Below are 23,451 nucleotides of genomic sequence, written 5' to 3'. Positions count from 1 at the left end.
CGTCATCCGGCAGCCGCCAGTTCCACCACGGCAGATGCCGTTTCCCCTCGCCCGCGAAAATGGCTGGGCGGGTCGCCGATGATGCGTTTGAAGGCGCGGCTGAACGAGGCTTCGGCGTCGTAGCCGAGCTTTTCGGCGACGGTTGCCACCCGCATGCCATCCTTCAGCCAGAGCCGCGCCTGATGCATGCGCACGCGGGCGACATAACGGGCCGGCGTCTCGCCGACGACACGGGCGAAACGTTCGGCGAAGCCGGAGCGTGAGGCGCCCATCAGCCGGGCGAGCTCTGCAACGGTCCAGTCGCGATCCGGCTCCAGATGAATGGCTGCCAGAACACGGCCGACTTCAGGGTTGCGCACGGCGGCGATCCAGCCGGTCGTATCGCCGCAACCATGTTCGACCCAGGTGCGGATGATCGTCGCGGTCAGCACGTCGGCCAGTCGCGCCAGAATGCCACCGGCGCCGACACGGTCCATATCCACTTCGCGGGCCATCGCATCGAGCAGATGTGGAATGGCCGGTTCGCTGGTGGCAAGATCCGAGGTCAGCATGGTTTCGGGCATCATCTGCAGCAGCGGGTGCAGCTTGTCGATGTTGAAGCGCATCGAGGCCGTCAGTGCCACCGTGCCGCAACGGTCGTCGGCGCATTGCAGGTCGAACACGCCCTGGCAGACCTCCTTGCGTCCGTAACGGCCGAAAGGCAGCGGCTCGACGGTTTCCGCACTGGCGATGACATGAGCATCGCCACGCGGCAGGATCACCGCATCGCCGGCATTTAATTCCAGCCATTCGCCGGACGGCCCTTGTAACAGCGCCCGGCCGGACGAAATGAAATGAAAGCGCGCCGCATCCTCGGCCGGAAAGGCCGTCGCCCAGGGCTCGGACAGCCGACAGCGGCCATATTCAACGCCATCGAGGCGCAGGCCACGCAGCATTTCGGAGAGCGGATCGACCGCAGCGGTCGTCGTGTATTTGGACGATCTGTCAAGCATGTCGGATTTTCTAGCATGGAAACGCCACGACGTCACGTCTATTCCTGACGAATGCCAAATCGGCTCGCAATTCAGGAGAATCCCATGCACGGCACCCCCATACCATCTGACGACAGCGCGCGGGGCGGACAGGATGTCGCACGTTGGGGCGCGGTCACGTCACTGACGCTCGGCGTCTTCGGCCTTGTCACCGCCGAATTCCTTCCCGTCAGCCTTTTGACCCCACTTTCGGAAGATCTCGGCGTCAGCACCGGCGTCGCCGGCCAGTCGATCACCACCACGGCTGTCATGGCGGCATTGGCCGGTCCCGGCGTCGTCATCGGCACCCGCAATATCGACCGGCGCCTGACAGTACTGGTTCTGACGGCGTTGCTCGTCATTTCCAGCCTGATCGCCGCAACCGCCTCCAACATCATGATGGTTCTGGTTGCGCGCGCCATGCTCGGGATCGGGCTTGGCGGCTTCTGGGCAATGTCGGCAGCGCTTGCCATGCGGCTTGTTCCGCCGGCCCGCATGCCGCGGGCAATGGCGATCATCATGGCGGGCGTGTCGCTTGCCACCGTCTGTGCCGCACCGCTCGGCGCCTGGATCGGCGCGACACTCGGTTGGCGGGCCGCCTTTTATCTGTCGGCCGGCGTCGGTGTGGTGGCATTTGCCGCTCAGGCCGCGCTTCTGCCGGCGCTGCCGCCAAGTGGCCATGCCGGTCTCGGAACGCTGGTGGCTCTGATGCGTCGCCCGGCGATCCGCACCGCGCTGATCACCATTCTCCTGTTCGTCGCAGGTCATTTTGCCGGTTTCACCTATATCCGGCCCTATCTCGAACAGGTCCCGCATCTTGATGTCGAAACCATCTCGCTGATCCTGCTTGCCTATGGTGTCGCCGGTTTCATCGGCAATTTCCTCGGCGGACTGGTCTCCGAGCGCAGCCCGCGCCTGTCGGTGACGCTGTTTGCCACGCTGGTTGCCGCCTCTGCCGTGGTGCTTGCCATCGGCGGTGCATCGCTTGCAGTTGCTGCAACGGCGGTGGCGCTCTGGGGTCTGGCATTCGGCGCCTTCCCGGTCAGCATCCAGAGCTTTGTCGTGCGGCATGCGCCGGATGAGGCCGAAAGTGCGGGCGCGCTGGTCATCCCGGCCTTCCAGATCGCGATATCGAGCGGTGCCATTCTCGGCGGCGTGCTGATCGAGATGCAGGGACCGGTCTCGGTGATCTTCGTCCTCGCCATTGCGGCTCTGGCCGGCGCCTCGGTGATGGGTGCCCGCGGCGAACGCCGCCAGCTGTCGCTCGGCTGACGCATATCGTCTTTCAACGGACATTCAGATCGAACCGCCCGCAACAAACCGTTGCGGGCGGTTTTTCGTTGGTAGCCTGATCACAGGCTGCAATCAGTCGTGCGTCACCCTGCCCGCTTCGTCGAGAGCCAGATCGAGAGCGCCGGATTGGGAAAACCCGACGAAGGATGCAGCCGGCAACGGCCCGGCGGTCAACAGGCCGAAATCGAAATTCGTCTTGCGGTCGGAGCCCATCACATACTGCCGGTGCACCCTGAGGAAATCCCGCTTGATCTTGCTGTAGCGCTGGCGATCGAGCATGTTTCTCAGCCGCAGGAAGATCAGCCGCGGCTGCGGTGCATCGGGATTGCCGGTCAGATCGGTCACCGAGGATTTGTAGAAGCTGATGACATCCGTCAGGCACTGGACCTCGACAAAGGCCAGATTTCCGGCACGGGCGATCTGGCCGACGCGGGTCCGAAGCATATCGGCGGAGCGCAGCAGTGCGCATTGGAGGATGGCGCCGCCAAGCGTGACGAACACCACCCGCTTGCCGTCAAACAGATCCGGCTCGCGCTGCAGAAGAAGGCCGATCGCGTGGGCTGCCATGCTGGATCCCATGCTGTGCGAGGTGACGACATATTCGTCCGCTTCCTCGTCGAATGCCGCTCTCGCCATCTTCGCCGCAGCGTCGATCCAGTCGTTGACGATCTGATGGTCGAGGCGCGACACGGCGACAGCCAGTTCCCAGTCGGAAAACAGATGCAGCGTGTGAAACCGCTCCGACCACGGGATCAGCAGCTTGAGGAAAAACAGCAGGCCGAGGACGATGCCGACCGGATATTGCCAGATGGCGAGATCGGCGCCGAGGCCCAGCCACCACGGATAGGTTGCAAGCGCAAGGCTGACCGCCAGCCCCAAAGCCACCAGCAGGAACGGAAAGATGAAGAACAGGCCGAAACGCCAGGCATGGCGGAAATAACCGAAAGCGCCGCCTTCCAGGATCACCGCTGCGGCGCTGGCGAAACCGCGCGTCAGCCGCGTCAGAAGCGGCCGGTTGGCCAGATGCGCGACGATCGCGTCATGATCGATGACATAAAGCCGGCTCGACATGCTCCAGTCCGCTCCGGGCCTTGCCATCCCGACATCGAAATGCGGACAGTCGCCATCTTCGTCCAAGGCTCCGACTTCCGCCGTCAATCCCCAGAGCTCCGCGGTCTTCTGCATCGCGCGCTCGTAACGCAGCCGGTGGCGGGCAGCATCGAGAGGCTCGAAGCCGGGAAAATGTAACACGACACGTTTTTTGACGCCTGCGGATGAATTGTCTGCGTGCACTTCCGTTTCTTTCAGATAGAGCAGGGTTTTGTCCGGACCCCGCACCGGTTCTCGCCCAGTCGCGCGGATCGGCGCGTCCTGCGATCGAACGGCCTAATCTCAACCCTGTGGCGGGATTAAGGTCCCATACGCGGATAAGCCGGCATCGGCAATTGCGTCAATATCTTGCCGCCATTCGAAAACATGCTATCGGCAGATGAGCGATCGATCCGGAGCAAGGCGATGTTTTCCATTCTCGGCCTTCATGGATCGCACGGGCAGCCGGCATTCATCGGTGATTTCATCGAAAAGCTCGCGCCGGAAGCCGTCTGCCACTGCCCGCAAGGCTCGTTTGCCGATGGCGACGGCTTTACCTTCTTCAGGCGCAACCCGGATTTCAGCATCCCGGTCGAAACCCTGCTCGGCCTTGCACGAGATTGCTTATCCCCGACCGGATGTATCGCCCCATTGGGCGATGTGCCGATGCTCGCAGTCGGTTATTCCAGCGGCGCGATCCTGGCGACCGCGCTGCTTGCCGTTGCACCCGAACGCTTTTCCGGTGCCATTCTCCTGCGGCCACAACCGCTCGCCGACGATTTCGTCTTCCCTGATCTTGGCGACAAGCCGCTGCTGATCATTTCCGGCAGGCATGACGACCGACGCAATCCGGAGCACGCGACCCGGCTTGCCACACAGCTTTCTCACGCCGGCGCCATCGTTACCCACCACGCGCTCGATGCCGGCCATGGCTGGGCTGCAGACAATTTGGATGTCACACTGTCTCAGGCGTGGATGGTGCAGGTGTTCTGACAGGCCACGACCGTTGGAGGCTACAGCATCCCCGCCGGGCCCAGCACGATCACCCGAGCGTCTTTTCGAAAAATACCCGGTTGAAGCCGTTCTCGCTTCGGCGATCGGTCTCGATATAACCGAGGCGGGGATAGATCGACAGGTTCTCGATCATCTTCTCGTTGGTATAAAGCGCGATAGCGGAAAACCCCAGCCGCCTTGCCTCATCCTCGCAAAACGAGATCAACGCCTTGCCGACACCCTTGCCGGCCGCCGACGGCATGACCGCGACGTTTTCGAGAAACATCTTATCCTCGTCGGCAAAAAACACGATGAAACCCTGAAAAGAACCATCGGCATCGGCCGCGACATGGACCTCGCCGGCGGCGATCTGGGCGGCAAAATCCGCATCCATCGGCGCCGGTCGCCTGCCGATCGCCTCGATGTAACGGGCATAGGCGCTTTCGGCGCAGGCCTTGATGTCGCTTTCGTCGGTCGAGACTGCCGGTCTGATCACGATATTGCCCCCTTTGATTGAGGGGTTATTTCAGCACAGCGTGGCTGGCACAGCAATGGGACCGCACGGGCATCCCCTCCCCCTCAGCTCCGCAACCGGTATCCCGTCCTGAACATCCAGCCGAGCACCGACAGGCAGGCCGCCAGGAAGACGCCGATCATGACAAGGCTGATGATCGGGTTGACGTCGGCGATTTCGTAGAAGCTCCAGCGGAAACCCGAAACGAGATAAAGAACCGGGTTGAGGTGGCTGACCGCCTGCCAGAAGGGCGGCAACATGTCGATCGAATAAAAGCTGCCGCCGAGAAAGGTCAGCGGCGGCACGACCAGCATCGGCACCACGTTCAGCTGTTCGAAATTTTTCGCCCAGACACCGATGATGAAACCGAACAGGCTGAAGGTGACCGCCGTCAAGACGAGGAACAGCACCATGACGAAGGGGTGGGCGATACGGATCTCGACGAAAAACGAAGCCGTGGCGAGGATGATCAGACCGATGATCAGCCCCTTGCTGGCCGCCGCCCCGACATAACCGACCAGGATCTCGGTCATTGCGACGGGTGCCGAGAGGATCTCGTAGATCGTGCCGGTGAATTTGGGGAAATAGATGCCGATCGAGCCGTTGGCGACGCATTGTGTCAGCAATGTCAGCATGATCAGGCCGGGGGTAATGAAAGAACCATAGGCAACGCCATCAACCGTCTGGATACGCGAGCCGATCGCCGTGCCGAAGACGATGAAATAGAGCGAGGTGGTGATGACCGGCGAGATGACGCTCTGCAGCAGCGTGCGGCGCATGCGGGCCATCTCGAAATAATAGATGGATTTGATCGCCTCGATATTCATGCCTTTTCCTCCACCTGGGCCTTTTCCTCCACCAGAGCGACGAAAATGTCCTCCAGCGAACTCTGCCGCGTCGAGATGTCCTTGAACTGAATGCCCGCCTGCGTCAGCGCCGACAGCAGCAATGCGATGCTGCCCTGCCCTTCGTTATGGCCGTATTCGTGGGTGAGCGACAAACCGTCGTCCGAGCGTTTCAGGTCGAAGCCCGACAGACTGTTTGGCAGTTCGCCAAGCGGCTCGGTCAGCTCCAGCGTCAGCTGCTTGCGGCCGAGCTTTTGCATCAGCGCCGCCTTGTCTTCGAGCAGCAGCAGCTTGCCGCCGTTGATCACCCCGACCCGGTCGGCGATTTCCTCGGCCTCCTCGATATAATGGGTGGTGAGGATGATCGTCACGCCATCCTCGCGCAGCTTCTTGACCACTTCCCACATGTCGCGGCGCAGGCCGACATCGACGCCGGCGGTCGGTTCGTCGAGGAAGAGGATTTCCGGCTCGTGCGACAGCGCCTTGGCGATCAGCACGCGGCGCTTCATGCCGCCGGACAATTCGCGCAGCATGTTGTCCTTCTTCTTCCACAGCGACAGTTCGCGCAGGATCTTTTCGATCAGCGCCGGATTGGGTTTCTTGCCGTAGACGCCGCGGGAAAAACTCACCGTGTTCCAGACGGTTTCGAACTGGTCGGTGGTCAGTTCCTGCGGTACGAGCCCGATCAGCGAACGGGTCTGACGAAAATCCCGGACCACATCATGACCGCCGACCAGAACCTTGCCGCCGGATGGATTGACGATGCCGCAGATGATCGAGATCAGCGTCGTCTTGCCGGCACCGTTCGGCCCGAGCAGAGCCAATATCTCGCCGCGCTCGATATCGAGATCGATGCCTTTGAGGGCCTCGAAGCCGTTGCCGTATTTCTTGGTGAGCGTCTGGACGGATATGATGGGAGGCATGGTATCACGCTTCTATTGGAAGATGTTTTCCGAGGAAGGCGCAATATAGGGGCGAGTTCCCACGAAGCCATCCCTTCATGGAAGAATATTGCGTTCGGGATTCCGGTGTAATGAGGTCGTCTGCCGCGCGTCGGTCACCGGATGCAGGACCCTGCCCTCAGGCGACGACTTCATCCTGCCTGTAACCTCGAAGGCTGGCGGAAAACAGAAGGAAACCGACAGCCGTGAACACAAGTGCGGTGATCGTCGGCTCCGATGATAGCGTTCGCAACAGGTCGTTCGAGCTTCCCGTCATGGCGCCGGAGAGGAAGGCCACGAATGCCACACCGAAGGAGAGCGCAAAACTGGCGATGTAGATATTGGCGGATTTGCCTTTCTGCGAAACCCAGTCGGCCAGGCAACACAATGCGACGGCGGCGGTTGCCGGGATCAATGCCCAGGCGAGCGGATAAATGAAGAACAGCAGCAGTTGCACATTCGCCAGATTGAAGCCATCGCCATTCAGCAAGGTGAACATGAATGTCGAGCAGGTCATCAGCAGAAAGCCAACGCCATAGGCCGAGAGAAAGATGCCCGCATACTGGCTCGGCCGGAAGCGGTGCAACTGGTCGAACTCCACCCAGTTTCCACGCTCTATATTAAAATTGCGGATCGAAAGCGCCCATCGTCCGGAAAACCATGCGGCCAGCCCGAACGTAGCAGCCGTAAACATATCCTTCTGAAACGGTGTGAGTTGCCCGGAACTGGGCGTCGATCGGAACACCATCCTGATCAGCACGAGGATGAGGAGGCAGGACAGGAAGCCGGAAACGGTGGCCGTAAACCACGAATTGAACAGCCGCGACACACGATCGTTTTTCGACCTGTCCATGAGCTTGAACATCTCGCCCAACACGGTATCGCGGTCCGCGGATCTTTGGCCGATATACTCGCTCGACACCTTTTCGTCCCGCAGAGCCAGCACCGAAAACAGGCCGCACAAGCGCTTGTTCATGACGCTGACATCCTCGGATTTATTCCGCCATTTTTCCGCCAGACCGGCATAATCGCCGATCTCGGATTGCGTCAGTGCGGCATCGGCAGGAGGCCCGCCGCCGGTCAAAAGCTTCAGCGCCCAGTCGGACACGGCCTGCGCCTCGGTTGCCGAAAGCGACCGGAATGCGTCGATATTGGTGTTCTGCATCACATAGGTGACGACCTTCGACCTGGAGGTTTCGGCCAGAAGCCCATCGACCTGCTCGCGCATTTCCTTTTCACCCGGCCTGAAGATGTCGAGGACGTCTTTCAGGGGGATATAATGCTCCTCGGACCAGATGGAGCCACTCTCCAGCACCCAACGGGAAAACAATGAAAGGCCGACGACCCGCCGGGCGGCCTGATGGGCCTCGGCGGGCGCGCAGCCTGACGCCAATGCCATGTTGTGAACTTTCCAATATCTGGCAAGGTCCGGCTTGTAGCGCTGATCGCGCTCCAGAACTTCCTTGATCTCCCCTTGCGAAAGTCTGGCGACCCGGCGAAAGAATTCGCCGGGAATATCGTTCAGGCTGAGCGCAAAATTCCGGATTCCCTCTTCCAGCTTGTCGAAACCCGGCACCGAGGGAAGCAGGCCGATCACCCCCAATGCGGCAACCAGCGGCCAGGTTGCTCCGCCATAACCTGCGCCAACGAGCTGATCGGGCGTGGCGACACCGATCTGCTGGGGAAAAAGCGGCTGCAAAAGGCAAAGCAGCGCATACACCAACTCCAGGGATGCGGTGTAGAGTATGGCCAGTTTCCTGTATTTCCTGCGGCCCACCAGATCAGGAAGCGATATCAGCTTGATGAAATCATATTCCTGGGCGCGCGGCGCAGTGATCTTGAGCCTGCTTTTCGCGTGAAGCGCAATCGCAACCGCACCGATGATGATCGATATAAGAAACCGGTCACCACTCAGCAGTGCCGTGATCGCGCTGTTGTAAAAAGAGGCGATGCCGTCAAGCATCAACATTTACTCACGGACGGATTACATTGCGCCATCGCAATATCCGCAGGAACAATCCCGACAAATGCGAGCCCCAGACAGAAGGCGAGATAAAAAATGAATGTCGAGAGGATCTTGTTACGCATGGCACTCCCCCTTCACTTATTCAAAAGCAATCATGGTGAAGTAACAAATCCGGCGTGCTTGCCCACGCAGGAAATTCCGTCACTCAATCGTAATACAACCAACCATTTCATGCAATCATAAAGTGTATATATGCCGCGTTAACCATTAAATACACTGGGTCACGCGAGCGCCCCCGATCTTGTCGAAACCATTGCTGCGTATGGCAATATGTCATTGCCCGAGACATTGTAGCGGGATCTCGTTGATGGTCATCCGCAGCCTCGACGGCGGCAGCAGGATAGATCAACCTGTGCTGCAGAGGGCATTTTGGCACGGTATCTTGATAGGGACGCCGATACGCCCTCGGTCTGTCCCAGCTGCGCCCGCGCAGGCCTAAAAGATCACGCTGGCAAAAAACTGCAGCGATACGGCGACGAGGAACAGGGCAAAACCGAATTCCAGCTGGCGCTTGCTGAGGGCGTGGGCGATGCGGGCGCCGTAGGGCGCGGTCAGCAGCGTGACCGGGATCAGCAAGGCGACCGCCAGCCAGTTGATGTAACCGGTCGAAAACGGCGGCAGGCCGGGTTCGCCCCAGCCGCCCCAGACGTAACCAACGAGACCCGGGATCGAGATCAGCACCCCGACGCCGGACGACGTCGCCACCGCCTGATGGATGGTGCGGCCGTACAGCGTCATGAAGGTGTTGTTCATCACCCCGCCGCCAATGCCCATCAGCCCCGACAGGATACCGATGCCGGTGCCGACGATAAACTTCAGTGGGTTCTGTGGCAGGTCGTCGCCAAGCTTCCAGCTCTTGCGGTTGAGGATCATCCGCAAGGCCAGCACAAGCGCGATGACGGCAAAGATCAGCCGAAGCTCGGTGCTCGAAGCCCATGCGGCGATCACGGTTGCCAGGATGGTGCCGAGCGGAACGGCAACGATCCAGCTCTTCAACAGGTCGATGTCGACGGCGCCTCTCTGGCGATGGGCGGCGAAGGAGCGGATCGAGGTGGGCACGATGATGGCAAGCGAGGTGCCGAGCGCCAGATGCATGCGCACCGCATCCGCCACGCCGAGCAGGCCGAAGACATGGAAGAAGATCGGCACCAGGATCGCCCCGCCGCCAATGCCGAAAAGTCCCGCCAGAAGGCCGGCTGCAACACCTGCCGCAAGAAGCGCGACGATGAAGGGCAACATGTCGATCAGGGAAGGCATGACAGTCTCCGGCAGGGCGTCGGTTATGCCGATTGCCGGATCGGGGAGACCCGGCCTCAAGAGCTTGAGCGGATTGGCATAGCCGAAATGATGGGCGAAATGGTTTGGTCGAGATACTCCGGGCAAGTCCGCGGATGATGGCCGAAGCCGGTCAAGCGTGTCGCCTGCGTGGCATTGTCATCTTGTGGTGACCCAATGGCATCATTGTCGGCGTCAGGCAAGCCACGGTCGCGCACTGCCGCCGCAACCTGCGCCACCGCCATAACGCCCGTTGATCGGGCCAACAGATGGCTTGCCCGCAATGCTTATGAGGACGCCCGGCGCGACGGCCATCCCGCCGCTCGTCCGGCCGGTCCCCCGACCTGCCGCGCGGCCTCTGTTCCATGGCATCGGTCTCGTGGCCCTGGTGTCGTGGCACAGCCTTGCTGCAAAGGTCGCGGGACCGGCTCTTTCCTCACCGATCTGCCGCAGAATTTAAGCCGATCACCCAAACTGGTGGCGACGGCCTTAAGCTTTCATGCTCGATTGCGCTCCTGGACGGAAGCGGAACCGCAAGGCCGAGATTCAACAATCGGTAGTAATCGGCGCGCTAATATGGCCAAGGCCAGCGCCGTCAGACGGGGAAACCCGCCAGGGCAAAAGCCACGGTGCCGCATCACCACGGACAGGAACTGGCGGCAGTGATCCGGGCTCCGGCATTTGACGTAATGCCAGTGCAGGTTTCTTGCGCTATATGAGGTGTCAGGATACCAGATCGCATATTGTTGAAATTCTTTGCCGCAGACGAAAGACGATCATCATGCCGAACACCGCCAAGAAAAAGAGCTTTACCGAGGACACCGCATCCGAACCGCAGAGCGGCACCGATGTCAGCGTGGATACCGGCATGGACGATTTCGACTTCGGCTCGCTCGACGATCTGGCAACAATGATGGTGGATGCCCTGACGATACCGCTGCCGGCGGATTTCCGCGATGCGGGAGCTGCGGATGGCGGCAAGACGGATGACCTCAAGGTCAGCGCGTTGCAGCCGCCCTCGTCGCGGCGGATCAACTGACCGCCAAGCAGGTCGACCGCCGCTCGCCTTTCGTTAAAAACCTGTCGTCAGTCGCAATAGGCGCGACCGCCTCTGCGCGAGCGCAGGTCGAAGTGAAAATGGTTCCAGTGTTCGGCATTGCTGCCCGGCCCGAGCACCGTGGAGAAATATTTGCAGCCGTCGCTGCGCACCGATTTCAGCAAGCCGCCCTCGCGGAAGGAAAACAGGCCCTTCTTGCGCACGTCGATGTCATGGCCGTTCTTCAGCACGATCGCGCCGATATCGATGGCATTGCCGCGGGCATGTTCGGACATCGGATTGTAGCGCTGGCGGCTGTTGTTCATCTTGCGGCAGGAATAACCGCCAAGAGGCTGGATACTCCGGATGCCGGTGAGGTAACGGGTACGGGCCGAGACCGCGAGATCGTTCTTCACCCATTTGGCGAAGGCGAGCGTCACCTGGCAATTGAGCGTCACTGCCGGCTTGATGTCGATGCCGCCGGACAGACCCGAGAGTTTTACCGGATAGTCGATGCCGCAGCTATTGCCCTGCGAGATGCGCGGCAGGTCGCGGAACTCCACACCGATCCGGCGAAGTTCGGCACGGCAGGCGACTTCCGACTGCGGCATGACGGTTCGCGGAAAGGCGCCTTCGGGAATGCTCATCGGCCCGTCGTTCGACATGGGACCCGCGGTCGGGTTATTGGGCCGCAACATTGCCACTTCCTGGCTCTGCGCCGGGGTGCGGCCGGGTGCGACGACCGGAGAATTATCACCCCAGGTCATCCCGGCGCCCTGGCCGCTCCCCTGGCCCGCCCCTTGGCGTTTGGGCGGCACAATCACGCGCTCATCTGTGGACGGGGTGTCGGCTGAAGGTGACGCGGACATCGGTTGAACACGCGCCGCAGCACTGCCCTGGCGGCGGGACTTGAGCGCCACCGGATTATCCGTGCCGATGCCGTCGACCACCGGCTGGTCACCGACGCCTTCGGCGATATCGGTATCCTCTTCCTCGGCAAGGCCTACCGCGTCGCTTTCGTCGGGAGCAAAGCCGAACTCCTCGTCCATGCTGACGCCTCCCGACGGGATGGTCTGCTGGACACCGTTCGCAACGCCACTGGATGCGCCGTTGGGAGCGCGCAGATAATGGCCGCCGTCATTCGGCTGCCCGGCGGCAGCTGACGGAGCGGTGAGATAACCGCCGCTGCCCGCCTGTGAAACCGGGGCGCGGGCCATCTGGTAGGGCTGCTGCGATACGCCTTGGGAAATCGGTGCGGGAGGAAGCGAGCGGCTCGGCTGGATGGAGCCTACCTGGGTGCCGTTATCGATCGAGGCCGGGGGGACAAGCCCGTCAGCCGAACAGGCGACCAGCATGGTCGAAACCATCAGCGAGCCGATTACCCGCGTCGATAGGGAAGCATACGCCATACCAGTTGCCGCTCTCTCGATGCCGAAATGACACAGGACGGGATTTTAGGCAGATTGGGTAAACGAAAGCTTGATGAAGGATGACCGTTTCTGGGCCATTTCGGGTCGCGTCTGCGGTCTCGACCGCCCCAAACCGGAAAAAAGGCCGGAATGCCTGCGCATTCCGACCCCTGAGATCGTGCGAGGATCCGCTGCCGTTACGCCGCCCGCCATTCGGAACGGTTCCCGTCTTCACCAAGGCGGAAGGCACCGAGCAGCTGCTGCAAATGGATGCTCTGGTCGGCAAGCGTCTGGCTGGCTGCCGTCGTCTCCTCCACCATGGCGGCATTCTGCTGGGTCATCTGGTCCATGTGATTGACCGAGGAATTGATCTCGGCCAGGCCGCTCGCCTGTTCCTGGGCGGCGGTGGCAATGGTCTCCACATGGGCATTGACCTTCTCCACCAGCGCGGCGATCTCGACCAGAGCATCACCGGTCGAGCGCACCAGCGCCACACCGCCTTCGACCTCATGCACCGAGGTGCTGATCAGCGTCTTGATTTCCTTGGCGGCATTGGCCGAACGCTGCGCCAGTTCGCGGACTTCCTGGGCAACCACGGCAAAGCCCCTGCCCGCCTCGCCGGCACGCGCCGCCTCGACACCGGCATTCAGGGCCAGAAGATTGGTCTGGAAGGCGATCTCGTCAATCACCGAGATGATCTGGCTGATCTTGCCGGAAGACGCCTCGATGCGGCCCATCGCGTCGATGGCATTACGGACGATCTCGCCGGAGCGGCTGGCACTGATTTTCGTCTCGCTGACCATCTGACGAGCTTCGCCGGCGCGCTGCGAGGCGGTGCGCACGGTCGCGGTAATCTCGTCGAGCGCGGCCGCAGTCTCCTCCAGCGCCGCCGCCTGCTGTTCGGTGCGCCGCGCCAGATTGCCGGTTGCAGCGGAAATATCCGAAGCGCTGTCGCGGACGATCAGGCCGGTTTCGGAAATTGCCAGGATCGCCGCATTGAGCGAACCGACGGCATCGTTGAAATCCTGCCTGAGCTTGGCATAATCCTCACCGATCGCACCGAGCGACGCGGAAAGGTCGCCCTGCGCTAGGCCTTCGAGCGCCCGTCCGAGCTCGGCCATCGCGTGCGACTGACGATCGGCGGCAGACGCCATCGTCCGCTCGCTCGCCGAACGTTCGGTGGCGATCATCCGCTGCTGATCCGCCTCACGGGTCTGCAGGGCCGCCCGCTCCTCGACATTGTCGCGCAGCACAACGAGCGCCCGCGCCATCTCGCCGATCTCGTTTCGCTCGCCGGTACAGGGCACGGCAACACCCGAGGCGCCGCCGGCGATCGCCTGCAGCACATGGCGGACCTTGGACAGCGGCCCGGTGACGCTTCTGACCACCAGCCAGGCGCCACCGACCAGAAAGGCCGCGCCAACGGCGAAGATGACGGCGAAATCGATCGCATCCTTGCGGAACATCGCATGCAGGTCGTCAACATAAACGCCGGTGCCGACGACCCAGCCCCACGGTGCGAAACCGGCCACGTGAGAGAATTTCTCCACCGGCTCGCTGGCGCCCGGCTTCGGCCAGTAATAATCGACGAAACCCTTGCCGCTTGCCTTCACCACCTGGACAAATTCGACGAAAAGGAATTTGCCGTTTGGATCCTTGTTCTGGCTGAGATCGGAGCCGTTCATTTCCGGCTTCACCGCATGCATGACCATGGTCGGATGCATGTCGTTGATCCAGAAATAACCCGAGCCGTTGTCGTAACGCATGGCGCCGATAATGCCCTTGGCCTCGGCCTGAGCCTGATCACGCGACATCGTGCCAGCCGTTTCCAGCGCCTGGTATTTCTTCAACACGGAGAGTGCCGTGTCGTTCATCTGGGCAAGCCCCGCCTTGCGTTCGCGCTCGGACGAAGCATAACTTTCGAAAAGACTGAAGATCAGCGCACCGGCCAGAATGACCAGCGACAGCGCCACAAGACAATAAAGGCGCCACGAAATAGCGAGACGTTGCATGTTACCTCCCCCGTTACCTGCAATTCTCATTAAATTATAAACAACGTAAGTTACCGGTCGGTGAAGATACAAAAGCCGGCACGACGACCAGATAAACGGCGGTTTTATTCTCGGATTTCCCTCGCCTTTTCTTGGTGCAATCCTTCCGCCAACCGCCCGGACGAAAAGAAACTGGCAATAGCCAGAAACAAGGCTAATGTCCCGATCCCCGCAAAGCCATAAAGAAAACAAGGATGATTCCGCGATGACCGACGCTCCCAAACCGGCCGGTGAACTGACTCTTCGAACATTGGCCATGCCGGCCGATGCCAATCCGGCCGGCGATATTTTCGGTGGCTGGGTCATGGCGCAGATGGATCTGGCAAGCGGGATCCGCGCCGCCGAGCGCGCCCGTGGCCGTGTCGCGACCGCCGCGGTCAAGGAAATGGCCTTCCAGCTGCCGGTCAAGATCGGCGACACGCTGAACATCTATACGGAAATCACCCGCGTCGGCACGACCTCGATCACGATCGGCATCGAAGCCTGGGCGCAGCGCGCACGACACCGCGACCTCGAAAAGGTCACCGCTGCAACCTTCATCATGGTGGCGCTCGACGCCAACGGCAAACCGACACCGGTCCCGGCAGAATGATGACGCTCTGTCGCCAGAGCAGTTCCAGCAAAAGTGCGTAGCGGTTTTGCGTCCGGAACTGCGGCAAATCACAGAGATAGAGAAATTTCGCGATTCGGAGAAAAGCGGAATTCCTCTAGTATCTGTCCGGGCTATCAGCCGCGATCACAACGTGCTGTGATCGCGGTTTACCCCTTGAGAAACACCGAGCTGTCGTCAAAGCTCAGGCCGGGAAAGACCTTGGCGGTCAGGTTGGACTGCTTGATGTCGAATTGCCGGTAGAGCATGGCGGCGGCGATTTCGCGGACATCGCCGGTCGGCATCAGGTCGCGCTCGTCGAGCAGCCGGTCGTCGCCGAGGCCCGGCCATTCGCCGAGCACCTTGCCGCCCGGCACCGCGCCGCCTGCCAGAACGGCAAGGCCGCCGGTACCATGATCTGTGCCGTTGGTGCCGTTTTCGCGCGCCGTGCGGCCGAATTCGGTCATTGCCAGAACCACCGTCTTGCTCCACACCTCGTCGCCGAGCGTGTCCTTCAGCGTGACGATCGCGGTTGCAAGATCGCCGGCCGCCTTGCGGAAATTTACCGCCTGGCCGACATGGGTATCCCAGCCGTTGATCGAGAAGCTGGCAACGCGGTATTCCTCGCGCAACATGCCGCCGGCAAGCCTGGCCATGTCGGCAATTCCGGTGCCGCGCTTTTCATCGCCGTAAAGGAGATCGCTTTCCATATCCGTCTTGCGTGCCTCTTCAAAGGCCCGGGCGAAGGCCGGATCGCCGGCGTAAAGCCTGTCGAGGAAGGCGATCTCGTCTTCGGCCAGCGAGAAATTGCTCTGGCTCGACCAGCTGTCGGCGCGGTTGGGGCCCGACAGGATCAGTTCCATCGAGGTGCTGATGTCGATTGCCCGGCGGGCATCCGAGCGGGGAATGACGGCAAGCGCACGGTTCAGCCAGCCGGTCTTCTGGCTTTTGTCCGAACCGCCGGATTCGAGGATGTCCTGACCGTCGAAATGGCTGCGCTGATTGCGGTAGGGCGTCGAAACCGCGTGGACGAAGGAAAGCTGACCGCGCTTCCACAGCGGCATCAGCGCCGACGCCGCCGGATGCAGGCCGAAGAAACCGTCGAGATCGATGAGGCCGGTATCGGGCGTCTTCGCCAGTTTCGGCCGCAGCGCCGCAAAGGCCGGGTCGCCATAGGGCTGGACGAGATCGAGCCCGTCCATGGCGCCGCGCAGAACGATGGTGACAAAGCGATTGTCGCCGGGTGCCGCGGCAAAACTCACCGGCGTCATCACCGGTGCAGCGGCAGCACAGCAGGCACCGGCGAGGAACCCCCGCCGGGAAAGGCGAAAACGGTCGCCGCTGCCGGTCATTCCGTCAGAACTCATCGACTATCTCCTGTTGAATTCCGCTGATGCCAGAACCATGGTCAGGCCGTGGAGCCGGCTCGGCGCCTGCGCGATGATCTTGCGGGTCTCCGGCGAAGCGGCGTCGCCAAGGGCCGCATCGAGGAAAGCCGACGGCTCGAGCTTCTGACCCAGCGCCCGGGTCGCCAGCTGCGCCCAGGCGATCCGCTCGCCGAGCTGACCCGGCGCCAGCCATGCGCTTGCCGTATCGGCGAAACCTGCAGGGCTCGGCGGCTGCCAGACCGGCGCTCCCATCCGCTGCAGGGCCTTCAGTGTCAGCGCATGCGCCCGGCTCGAGCGTCGCTTGCGGATTTCGGCGGCCTTGGCGTCGCCCGCCATCTGCATCGCCTTGCCCACCGGGCCGGCATCCTCGTCGCCATCCATATCCGCGAGCAGCGCCGTCAGGCTGGCATCGGGCAGGTCCAGCGCCCGGAAACCGGACACGACGAATTCGAAAGGCTGCTTGATCTTCTGGCCCGGATTTTCCCAGGCGAGCGGATGCTCGAGCATGGCCCGGTAGACTTCGGTGAGGTTGCCGTCGCTTGCCCGCCATGCCGCAACCATGTCACCGACCACCTGTGCAGGCGGTTCGTCGCTTATGAAATGGGCGGCAAGCTTGCGGGAAATATGAAGCGCCGTCTCCGGCCGGGCGGCAAGATCCTGCAACATCAGGATATGGTCCTGGCTTCCACCCTCGTCATCCTGATACTGGCGCCCGAGAAGGCTGACCGGTCCGGTCTGCGCCAAACGCGGACGATAGGCGACCTCGAGGGCGCGATTGTCGACCGTGAGGCCCGTCAGGATCAGCGCCGCCGCCCGCACGTCGTCCTGACTGTAACCGCTGCCGGCGCCGAGCGTGTGCAGTTCCAGCAATTCGCGCCCGAGGTTCTCGTTGAGACCGCGTCCGGTCTCACGGCCGGCGGTCGAATCCGGCCCGACGCTCTGGTTCTGGTCGAGATAGATCAGCATGGCCGGGTGCAGGATCCCCGCCCTCAGCAGATCGGAAAACGATCCTCCCATACGCGGACGGATCGCTTCCGCCTCGTACATCGGCACGATCATCCGCATCGGCAGGGATTTCAGCGCGCTGACGGCAAAATGGTTCATCCAGAAGCTCGCCAGCCGCTCATGGAAACCGAGGCGGGATTGTACGACCTGAGCAAGGCGCGCCATCGCATCCATCCGGTAGACCTGCTGCGCCTCCCGCTGGGTTTCCTTGCGGATTGCCTCGTTCGGCTTGCCCTCACGCGCGGCCTTGGCTTCGGCAGCCCGGAGCGACATCACCCGCGTCACCGCCTCGCGACGGCCGACAACGCCCTCGCGCGGAAACCGCGGCCTGGCTGCGATCCCGCGCTGCAACTGGGCGATCAGGCCATCGGCGTCGTCAGGCATGTCCTGCCCGGGGCGGAGGCCATATCCATAACGGATCGCTGCGAGCGTGGGCCTTTCAAGAGCCATGCGCTCCTCCTTTTCGATCTTCGAATCCTCGCCGACAACTGGGGCGGAAACGGCAGCAAAATGTGGCGATTTGGAGAGATGGACGGATTGTAATCCCATCAGACCATATCGGTTCCGCCGGCACACGTCACAGTTACGGCATTGCGCAGGCAATACGCGGCACGAGCACTCCGTCCCCGGCCTGAACTGGCATAAAAGAGGCTGGCCGAACGTCTCCCTCAAGCAGCCATACTATCGGAAAGACTTTTTTATTAGCTTTGCCTTATGTTAGGATGCGTGTTCATGAACCCGGCGACTTACTGAATGCAGGCAGATTCGACAAGCAACATGAATGCCACACGGCTGGCGCTTGCGGTGAAGCAGGCGCAGGCCGCGGCAACGCTTGAGCGCCTGCCGACGACGCTGACGGTCAATGCGGCCGTGACGTTTTCGGCCTTTCTGATGAGCTCGATCAACCGTGGCATAACCGGTGCGGCGCTGATCTGGTTTGCCGCCACGCTGTCGACAATCGCGGGGCGTTTCATCGTCGGCACGATCGCCCGACGGCGCCGGCTGGATCTCGCCGACCCGCATCTCTGTCTGCGGCTGATGACAGGTGGCGCGTTGTTCAGTGGCCTGTCGTGGGGCGCATTGCCGTTCATTCTCAGTGATTTTCATGCGCTCGGCGTCGATGGCGGGATCTATATCCTGATGTGCGGCATGGCGACGGGTGCGGTGCTGCTCGGCACGGGCTCGGCGGTGACGGCGCTTGCCTTCGCCTTTCCGGTCCACATCGCCGTCGTCACGACACTGATGATGAGCGAGGAGACCGGCGGGCAGTTGCTCGCCCTCAACGTGGTGGCGCTGACGCTGGTGCTCTACAAAAGCAGCATGAAGGGACAGAGCATCGTCATCGGCAATATCGAGGCGCAGGTCAGGGCGACGGCGCTGGCGCAGTCGCTGAGCCAGGCCAATGCCGACATACTCAACGCCAATGAAAGCCTCGAAATCCTCGCCAATCGCGATCCGCTGACGGGGCTTGCCAACCGCGCCGCCTTCAATGCCTCGCTGCAACACGGTATCGATCACGCCCGCTCGCGCCAGGAGCGGTCTGCGCTGCTGATCCTCGATCTCGACCGGTTCAAGACGATCAACGACACGTTCGGCCATTTTGCCGGCGACGAACTTCTGCTGCAGGCAAGCCACCGATTGCGCGACGCGGTCGGCGAGCATGGTTTCATCGCCCGGCTCGGCGGCGACGAATTTGCCGTCGTGATCGGCGGCCCGTCGGCAGGGAGCGAGGCACGCCGGCTGGCGGCCCGGATCATCGAGCGCTGCCGGGAGGCCTTCCTCATCCAGGGCCGCCCGGTGGTGTCCGGCGTCTCCGTCGGCATCGGCATCTGGCCGGAACATGCCGATACGGCGACCGACCTGTTCGTCTGCGCCGACATGGCGCTTTACCGCGCCAAGGACGAAGGCCGCGGGTTGTGGCGGGAGTTCGATCCGTCCCTCAAGGCCCGTGCCGACCGGCAGCGCCGGATCGAGCAGGACCTTGCAGCCGCGATATCGAGCGGTGCCGTCACCGTGTTCTTCCAGCCGCAGGTCGAGCTTGCCGGCGGCACGGTGATCGGCTTCGAGACGCTGGTGCGCTGGCAACACCCGTCGCTCGGCGCGATCGCACCGCCGGAAATCGTCGCCGCGGCCCATTCCGCCAATCTTTCCGAGGCGCTGACGGCCAGTATCGCGGCCGGCGCATGCCGGCTGCTGACCACGCTTCCGTCACTTGGCCTGCCGCAGGCAACCGTATCGGTGAATGTCTCGCCGCGCGAATTCGACCTCTATTCGGTGGCCGAGACGCTTGACCGCATCACCCATGCCTATGGCATAGATCCGGCGCTGTTCGAGATCGAGATCACCGAGGAGGCAATCCTCGACACGCTGGTCGCCGGCGAGCAGCTGAAGCATATCGAGCGTTCCGGCTACAAGCTGGCGGTCGACGATTTCGGTGCCGGCCACTCGTCGCTCGCCTATCTGGTGACGCTGAAAGTCGACCGGCTGAAACTCGATCGCCGCTTCGTCACCGGCATCGAGAAGAGTTTCCAGAACCAGGAAATCGTCGCGGCGATGGCCGGCCTCGGAAAGGCGCTGTCGATGGATATCATCGCCGAGGGCGTGGAGACCGCCGAAGAAGCGGCAACGCTGCGCAATCTCGGCTGCCCCGGCGCACAGGGCTATTTCCTCGGCCGGCCGATGCCGGTCGACGCCATTGCCGGCTGGCTGGTCACACGGCTGCTGACGCCGGCGGCGTGAGCGGGCAGCGGACTGCCGGGCGTCGAGATGAATACGTTTCCCTTTTGTACTCGTTTTCCGCCCCAGCCCTCTTCACATTGGTGCAAACTCTCTCCATATTCCGGGCATGGCCAGATCCCCGAAAAAATCCCCGTCCTCACCCGCCAACGGTTTCGAGGAAGCTCCCCAATCGTCGTTTGAAGGCGCGCCGCTGGAAGGCAGCGTGTCCGACTGGGTGAAGCAGCTCGAGGCGGAAGCGGAAGCGTCGGGGGTCGAGACGCAGCGCGAGATCGCCTCGAAGGCCGGCAAACACCGCAAGAAGATCGAGATCGCCGCCCGCGAGGAAGCCATCAAGGCCGCCGCGAAGGACAAACCGAAAACCGCCCAGAAGACGGCGAAGAACACCACCGCGTCGAAAACGGCGCGCGGCGTGTCGATCGGCGCCTCGTCGGATCCGAAGACCCGCGCCGCCGCCGGTCTCAACCCGGTCGCCGGCCTCGATATCTCGCTGGAAGATGCCGAGAAAATGGGCGATTCGCTCGCCCCCGGCGCCGTGACCGCCACGGTCGAGGCACTGTCGGCGCTGATCGAATCGGGCAATCCGCTGTTCAAGGACGGCAAGTTGTGGACGCCGCACCGGCCGCACCGCCCGGAAAAATCCGAGGGCGGCGTCACCATCCGCATGGCATCGGACTATTCGCCCGCCGGCGACCAGCCGACCGCGATCAAGGATCTCGTCGAAGGCATCAACAACAACGAGCGCAGCCAGGTCCTGCTCGGCGTCACCGGTTCCGGCAAGACCTTCACCATGGCCAAGGTGATCGAGGAAACCCAGCGCCCGGCGGTGATCCTTGCGCCGAACAAGACGCTGGCGGCGCAGCTCTATTCCGAGTTCAAGAACTTCTTCCCCGACAATGCGGTGGAATATTTCGTTTCCTATTACGATTATTACCAGCCGGAAGCTTACGTCCCGCGCTCCGACACGTTCATCGAGAAGGAATCGTCGATCAACGAACAGATCGACCGGATGCGCCATTCCGCCACCCGCTCGCTCTTGGAGCGCGACGACTGCATCATCGTCGCCTCGGTCTCCTGCATCTACGGTATCGGTTCGGTCGAAACCTACACGGCGATGACCTTCCAGATGGAAGTCGGCGACCGGCTGGATCAGCGCCAGCTGCTCGCCGACCTCGTCGCCCAGCAATACAAACGCCAGGACATCAATTTTATCCGCGGATCGTTCCGTGTGAGGGGCGACACGATCGAGATCTTTCCCGCCCATCTGGAAGATGCCGCATGGCGGATCTCGATGTTCGGCGACGAGATCGACAGCATTACCGAGTTCGACCCGCTGACCGGCCAGAAGACCGGCGACCTGAAAAGCGTCAAAATCTACGCCAACTCGCATTATGTCACGCCCCGCCCGACCCTCAACGGCGCGATCAAGTCGATCAAGGACGAGCTGAAGATCCGGCTTGCCGAGCTGGAAAAGGGCGGCCGCCTTCTGGAAGCCCAGCGGCTGGAACAGCGCACCCGTTACGATGTGGAAATGCTCGAGGCGACCGGTTCCTGCGCCGGTATCGAGAACTATTCGCGGTATCTGACCGGCCGCAATCCCGGCGAACCGCCACCGACCCTGTTCGAATATATTCCCGACAATGCGCTGCTGTTCATCGACGAAAGCCATGTCTCGGTCAGCCAGATCGGCGGCATGTACCGGGGCGACTTCCGCCGCAAGGCGACGCTTGCCGAATACGGTTTTCGCCTGCCGTCGTGCATGGACAACCGGCCGCTGCGTTTCGAGGAATGGGATGCGATGCGGCCGCTCACCGTCGCCGTGTCGGCCACCCCCGGCAATTGGGAAATGGAACAGTCCGGCGGCGTGTTTGCCGAACAGGTGATCCGCCCGACCGGCCTGATCGATCCGCCCGTCGAAGTGCGCTCGGCCCGTTCGCAGGTCGACGACGTGCTCGGAGAAATCCGCGAGACCGCGCAGAAGGGTTATCGCACGCTCTGCACCGTGCTGACCAAACGCATGGCCGAGGACCTCACCGAATATCTGCACGAACAGGGCGTTCGCGTCCGCTACATGCACAGTGACATCGACACGCTGGAGCGCATCGAGATCATCCGCGATCTTCGCCTCGGCGCCTTCGACGTGCTGGTCGGCATCAACTTGCTGCGCGAGGGCCTCGACATTCCCGAATGCGGTTTCGTCGCCATTCTCGACGCCGACAAGGAAGGTTTTCTCCGCTCGGAGACATCGCTGATCCAGACGATCGGCCGCGCGGCGCGTAACGTCGACGGCAAGGTCATCCTGTATGCCGACAAGATCACCGGCTCGATGCAAAGGGCGATGGACGAAACCGCCCGCCGCCGCGAAAAGCAGGTCGCCTACAATACCGAACACGGCATCACGCCGGAATCGGTGAAGGCCCGGATTTCCGACATTTTGGACTCGGTCTACGAGCGCGACCATGTTCGCGCCGACATTTCCGGCGCCTCCGGCAAGGGTTTTGCCGATGGCGGCCATCTGGTCGGCAACAATCTGCAGAGCCATCTCAACGCGCTGGAAAAATCCATGCGCGATGCCGCAGCCGATCTCGACTTCGAAAAGGCCGCCCGCCTGCGCGACGAAATCAAACGCCTCAAGGCCGTCGAGCTTGCAACGATGGACGACCCGATCGCCAAGGACGAGGCGCGGGCGCAGGAAGGCGGCGGCAAGAAAAGCAAGGCTGCCGCCGGCACAACCGGCTCCCTCCCGCTTGTGGGAGAGGGTGAGGAGCGGTCCGCGCAACGGAGCAATCGATCCGGTGAATCGATTGCAGCGACGAACGCCCGGAGCGAAAGCGAAGGGCCGGATGGTACCTCAGGCCAAGCCTCCTATTTCGCCAAACCCACGCTGGACGACATGGGCCCGGGCACAGACACCGCACGCCCCCTTTTCCGCCGCAACAGCCTCGACGAAATGACCGTCGGCCGCACCGAAAAACCGGTCACAGGCAAGGTGCCGCCGAAACCGGACAGCGAACCCGGCAAACGTTTCTCACCGCTGCTCGAAGGCCAGCCGGAACGCGGCGAACCACGGCCGGTGGTAAGGGGCAAGATTGGTGCGGGGAGTTACGAGGATGCGGGGGAGCAGAAGCGCAAGGGGCGGACGAAGGGTAAGACGGGACGGCCGGGGCAGTGAAGGCATTGCGCTCTGAATGCTAATATTCAAAAGTAAGAATCCCAACGCTAAGACGCATTAAATGAGAATACTCGTCTTC

General features: G+C 62.1%; 17 protein-coding genes. 6 read left to right on the top strand and 11 right to left on the bottom strand.

Annotated features, from left to right (window positions below; genetic code table 11):
* Positions 1–2: 2 nt before the first annotated feature.
* Positions 3–992, bottom strand: coding sequence for an AraC family transcriptional regulator (locus tag AC2GXZ_RS14455; RefSeq protein WP_483759858.1), 990 nt, complete (start codon positions 990–992; stop codon positions 3–5).
* An 84-nt stretch (positions 993–1,076) separates the two neighbouring features.
* Here AC2GXZ_RS14455 and AC2GXZ_RS14450 point away from each other — a divergent pair, with 84 nt between their 5' ends.
* Positions 1,077–2,282, top strand: a complete 1,206-nt coding sequence (locus AC2GXZ_RS14450; protein ID WP_483759857.1) for an MFS transporter — start codon at positions 1,077–1,079, stop codon at positions 2,280–2,282.
* Positions 2,283–2,375: 93 nt separating this feature from the next.
* On the opposite strand, the gene AC2GXZ_RS14445 is transcribed toward AC2GXZ_RS14450, so the two are convergent.
* Positions 2,376–3,554, bottom strand: a complete 1,179-nt coding sequence (locus AC2GXZ_RS14445) for a hypothetical protein (RefSeq protein ID WP_483759856.1) — start codon at positions 3,552–3,554, stop codon at positions 2,376–2,378.
* A 264-nt stretch (positions 3,555–3,818) separates the two neighbouring features.
* Here AC2GXZ_RS14445 and AC2GXZ_RS14440 point away from each other — a divergent pair, with 264 nt between their 5' ends.
* Positions 3,819–4,385 (top strand): alpha/beta hydrolase, encoded by a 567-nt coding sequence (locus AC2GXZ_RS14440; RefSeq protein WP_483759855.1) that lies wholly within the window; start codon positions 3,819–3,821, stop codon positions 4,383–4,385.
* Between the two features lie 49 nt (positions 4,386–4,434).
* Here the strand turns inward: AC2GXZ_RS14440 and AC2GXZ_RS14435 are convergent, their stop codons facing one another.
* From AC2GXZ_RS14435 to AC2GXZ_RS14415, 5 genes are all read right to left on the bottom strand, one after another.
* Positions 4,435–4,881: a GNAT family N-acetyltransferase gene (locus AC2GXZ_RS14435; protein ID WP_483759854.1), complete on the bottom strand. Its 447-nt coding sequence runs from the start codon at positions 4,879–4,881 to the stop codon at positions 4,435–4,437.
* 83 nt (positions 4,882–4,964) lie between these two features.
* Complete coding sequence (locus AC2GXZ_RS14430) at positions 4,965–5,726, bottom strand: ABC transporter permease (protein WP_483759853.1); 762 nt, start codon at positions 5,724–5,726, stop codon at positions 4,965–4,967.
* Positions 5,723–6,667 carry an ABC transporter ATP-binding protein gene (locus AC2GXZ_RS14425; protein WP_483759852.1) on the bottom strand — a complete coding sequence of 315 codons (945 nt, stop codon included), beginning with the start codon at positions 6,665–6,667 and terminating at the stop codon, positions 5,723–5,725. The genes AC2GXZ_RS14430 and AC2GXZ_RS14425 overlap by 4 nt, the downstream gene beginning before the upstream one ends.
* 157 nt (positions 6,668–6,824) lie before the next feature.
* On the bottom strand, positions 6,825–8,654 hold the full coding sequence (locus AC2GXZ_RS14420; RefSeq protein WP_483759851.1) for a hypothetical protein: 1,830 nt from the start codon (positions 8,652–8,654) through the stop codon (positions 6,825–6,827).
* Between the two features lie 492 nt (positions 8,655–9,146).
* Entirely contained in the window at positions 9,147–9,968 is an 822-nt protein-coding gene (locus AC2GXZ_RS14415) for a sulfite exporter TauE/SafE family protein (RefSeq protein WP_483759850.1), read from the bottom strand.
* A gap of 799 nt (positions 9,969–10,767) precedes the next feature.
* On the opposite strand from AC2GXZ_RS14415, the gene AC2GXZ_RS14410 reads away from it, so the two are divergent.
* Positions 10,768–11,025, top strand: a complete 258-nt coding sequence (locus AC2GXZ_RS14410) for a hypothetical protein (protein WP_483759849.1) — start codon at positions 10,768–10,770, stop codon at positions 11,023–11,025.
* A gap of 47 nt (positions 11,026–11,072) precedes the next feature.
* Here AC2GXZ_RS14410 and AC2GXZ_RS14405 read toward each other — a convergent pair whose 3' ends face one another.
* Together AC2GXZ_RS14405 and AC2GXZ_RS14400 are read right to left on the bottom strand one after the other, a co-directional pair.
* A complete protein-coding gene (locus AC2GXZ_RS14405; protein WP_483759848.1) occupies positions 11,073–12,431 on the bottom strand; it encodes an extensin-like domain-containing protein in 1,359 nt (452 codons plus the stop codon).
* 197 nt (positions 12,432–12,628) lie between these two features.
* A complete protein-coding gene (locus tag AC2GXZ_RS14400) occupies positions 12,629–14,443 on the bottom strand; it encodes a methyl-accepting chemotaxis protein (protein ID WP_483759847.1) in 1,815 nt (604 codons plus the stop codon).
* Positions 14,444–14,687: 244 nt separating this feature from the next.
* Here AC2GXZ_RS14400 and AC2GXZ_RS14395 point away from each other — a divergent pair, with 244 nt between their 5' ends.
* Positions 14,688–15,074: an acyl-CoA thioesterase gene (locus tag AC2GXZ_RS14395; protein ID WP_483759846.1), complete on the top strand. Its 387-nt coding sequence runs from the start codon at positions 14,688–14,690 to the stop codon at positions 15,072–15,074.
* A 167-nt stretch (positions 15,075–15,241) separates the two neighbouring features.
* Here the strand turns inward: AC2GXZ_RS14395 and AC2GXZ_RS14390 are convergent, their stop codons facing one another.
* Both AC2GXZ_RS14390 and AC2GXZ_RS14385 read right to left on the bottom strand, forming a co-directional pair.
* Complete coding sequence (locus AC2GXZ_RS14390; protein ID WP_483760257.1) at positions 15,242–16,423, bottom strand: DUF1501 domain-containing protein; 1,182 nt, start codon at positions 16,421–16,423, stop codon at positions 15,242–15,244.
* Between the two features lie 18 nt (positions 16,424–16,441).
* The gene (locus AC2GXZ_RS14385) at positions 16,442–17,914 is read right to left on the bottom strand and encodes a DUF1800 domain-containing protein (protein ID WP_483759845.1); all 1,473 of its coding nucleotides are present in this window, start codon (positions 17,912–17,914) and stop codon (positions 16,442–16,444) included.
* Between the two features lie 303 nt (positions 17,915–18,217).
* On the opposite strand from AC2GXZ_RS14385, the gene AC2GXZ_RS14380 reads away from it, so the two are divergent.
* Both AC2GXZ_RS14380 and uvrB read left to right on the top strand, forming a co-directional pair.
* Positions 18,218–20,203 carry a putative bifunctional diguanylate cyclase/phosphodiesterase gene (locus AC2GXZ_RS14380; protein WP_483759844.1) on the top strand — a complete coding sequence of 662 codons (1,986 nt, stop codon included), beginning with the start codon at positions 18,218–18,220 and terminating at the stop codon, positions 20,201–20,203.
* A gap of 106 nt (positions 20,204–20,309) precedes the next feature.
* The gene (gene uvrB / locus AC2GXZ_RS14375; RefSeq protein WP_483759843.1) at positions 20,310–23,372 is read left to right on the top strand and encodes an excinuclease ABC subunit UvrB; all 3,063 of its coding nucleotides are present in this window, start codon (positions 20,310–20,312) and stop codon (positions 23,370–23,372) included.
* Positions 23,373–23,451 lie beyond the last annotated feature (79 nt).

This window comes from Aliirhizobium sp. YIM B11859 (genome assembly GCF_057163345.1).
This window is presented reverse-complemented; position numbering and strand designations above follow the sequence as displayed.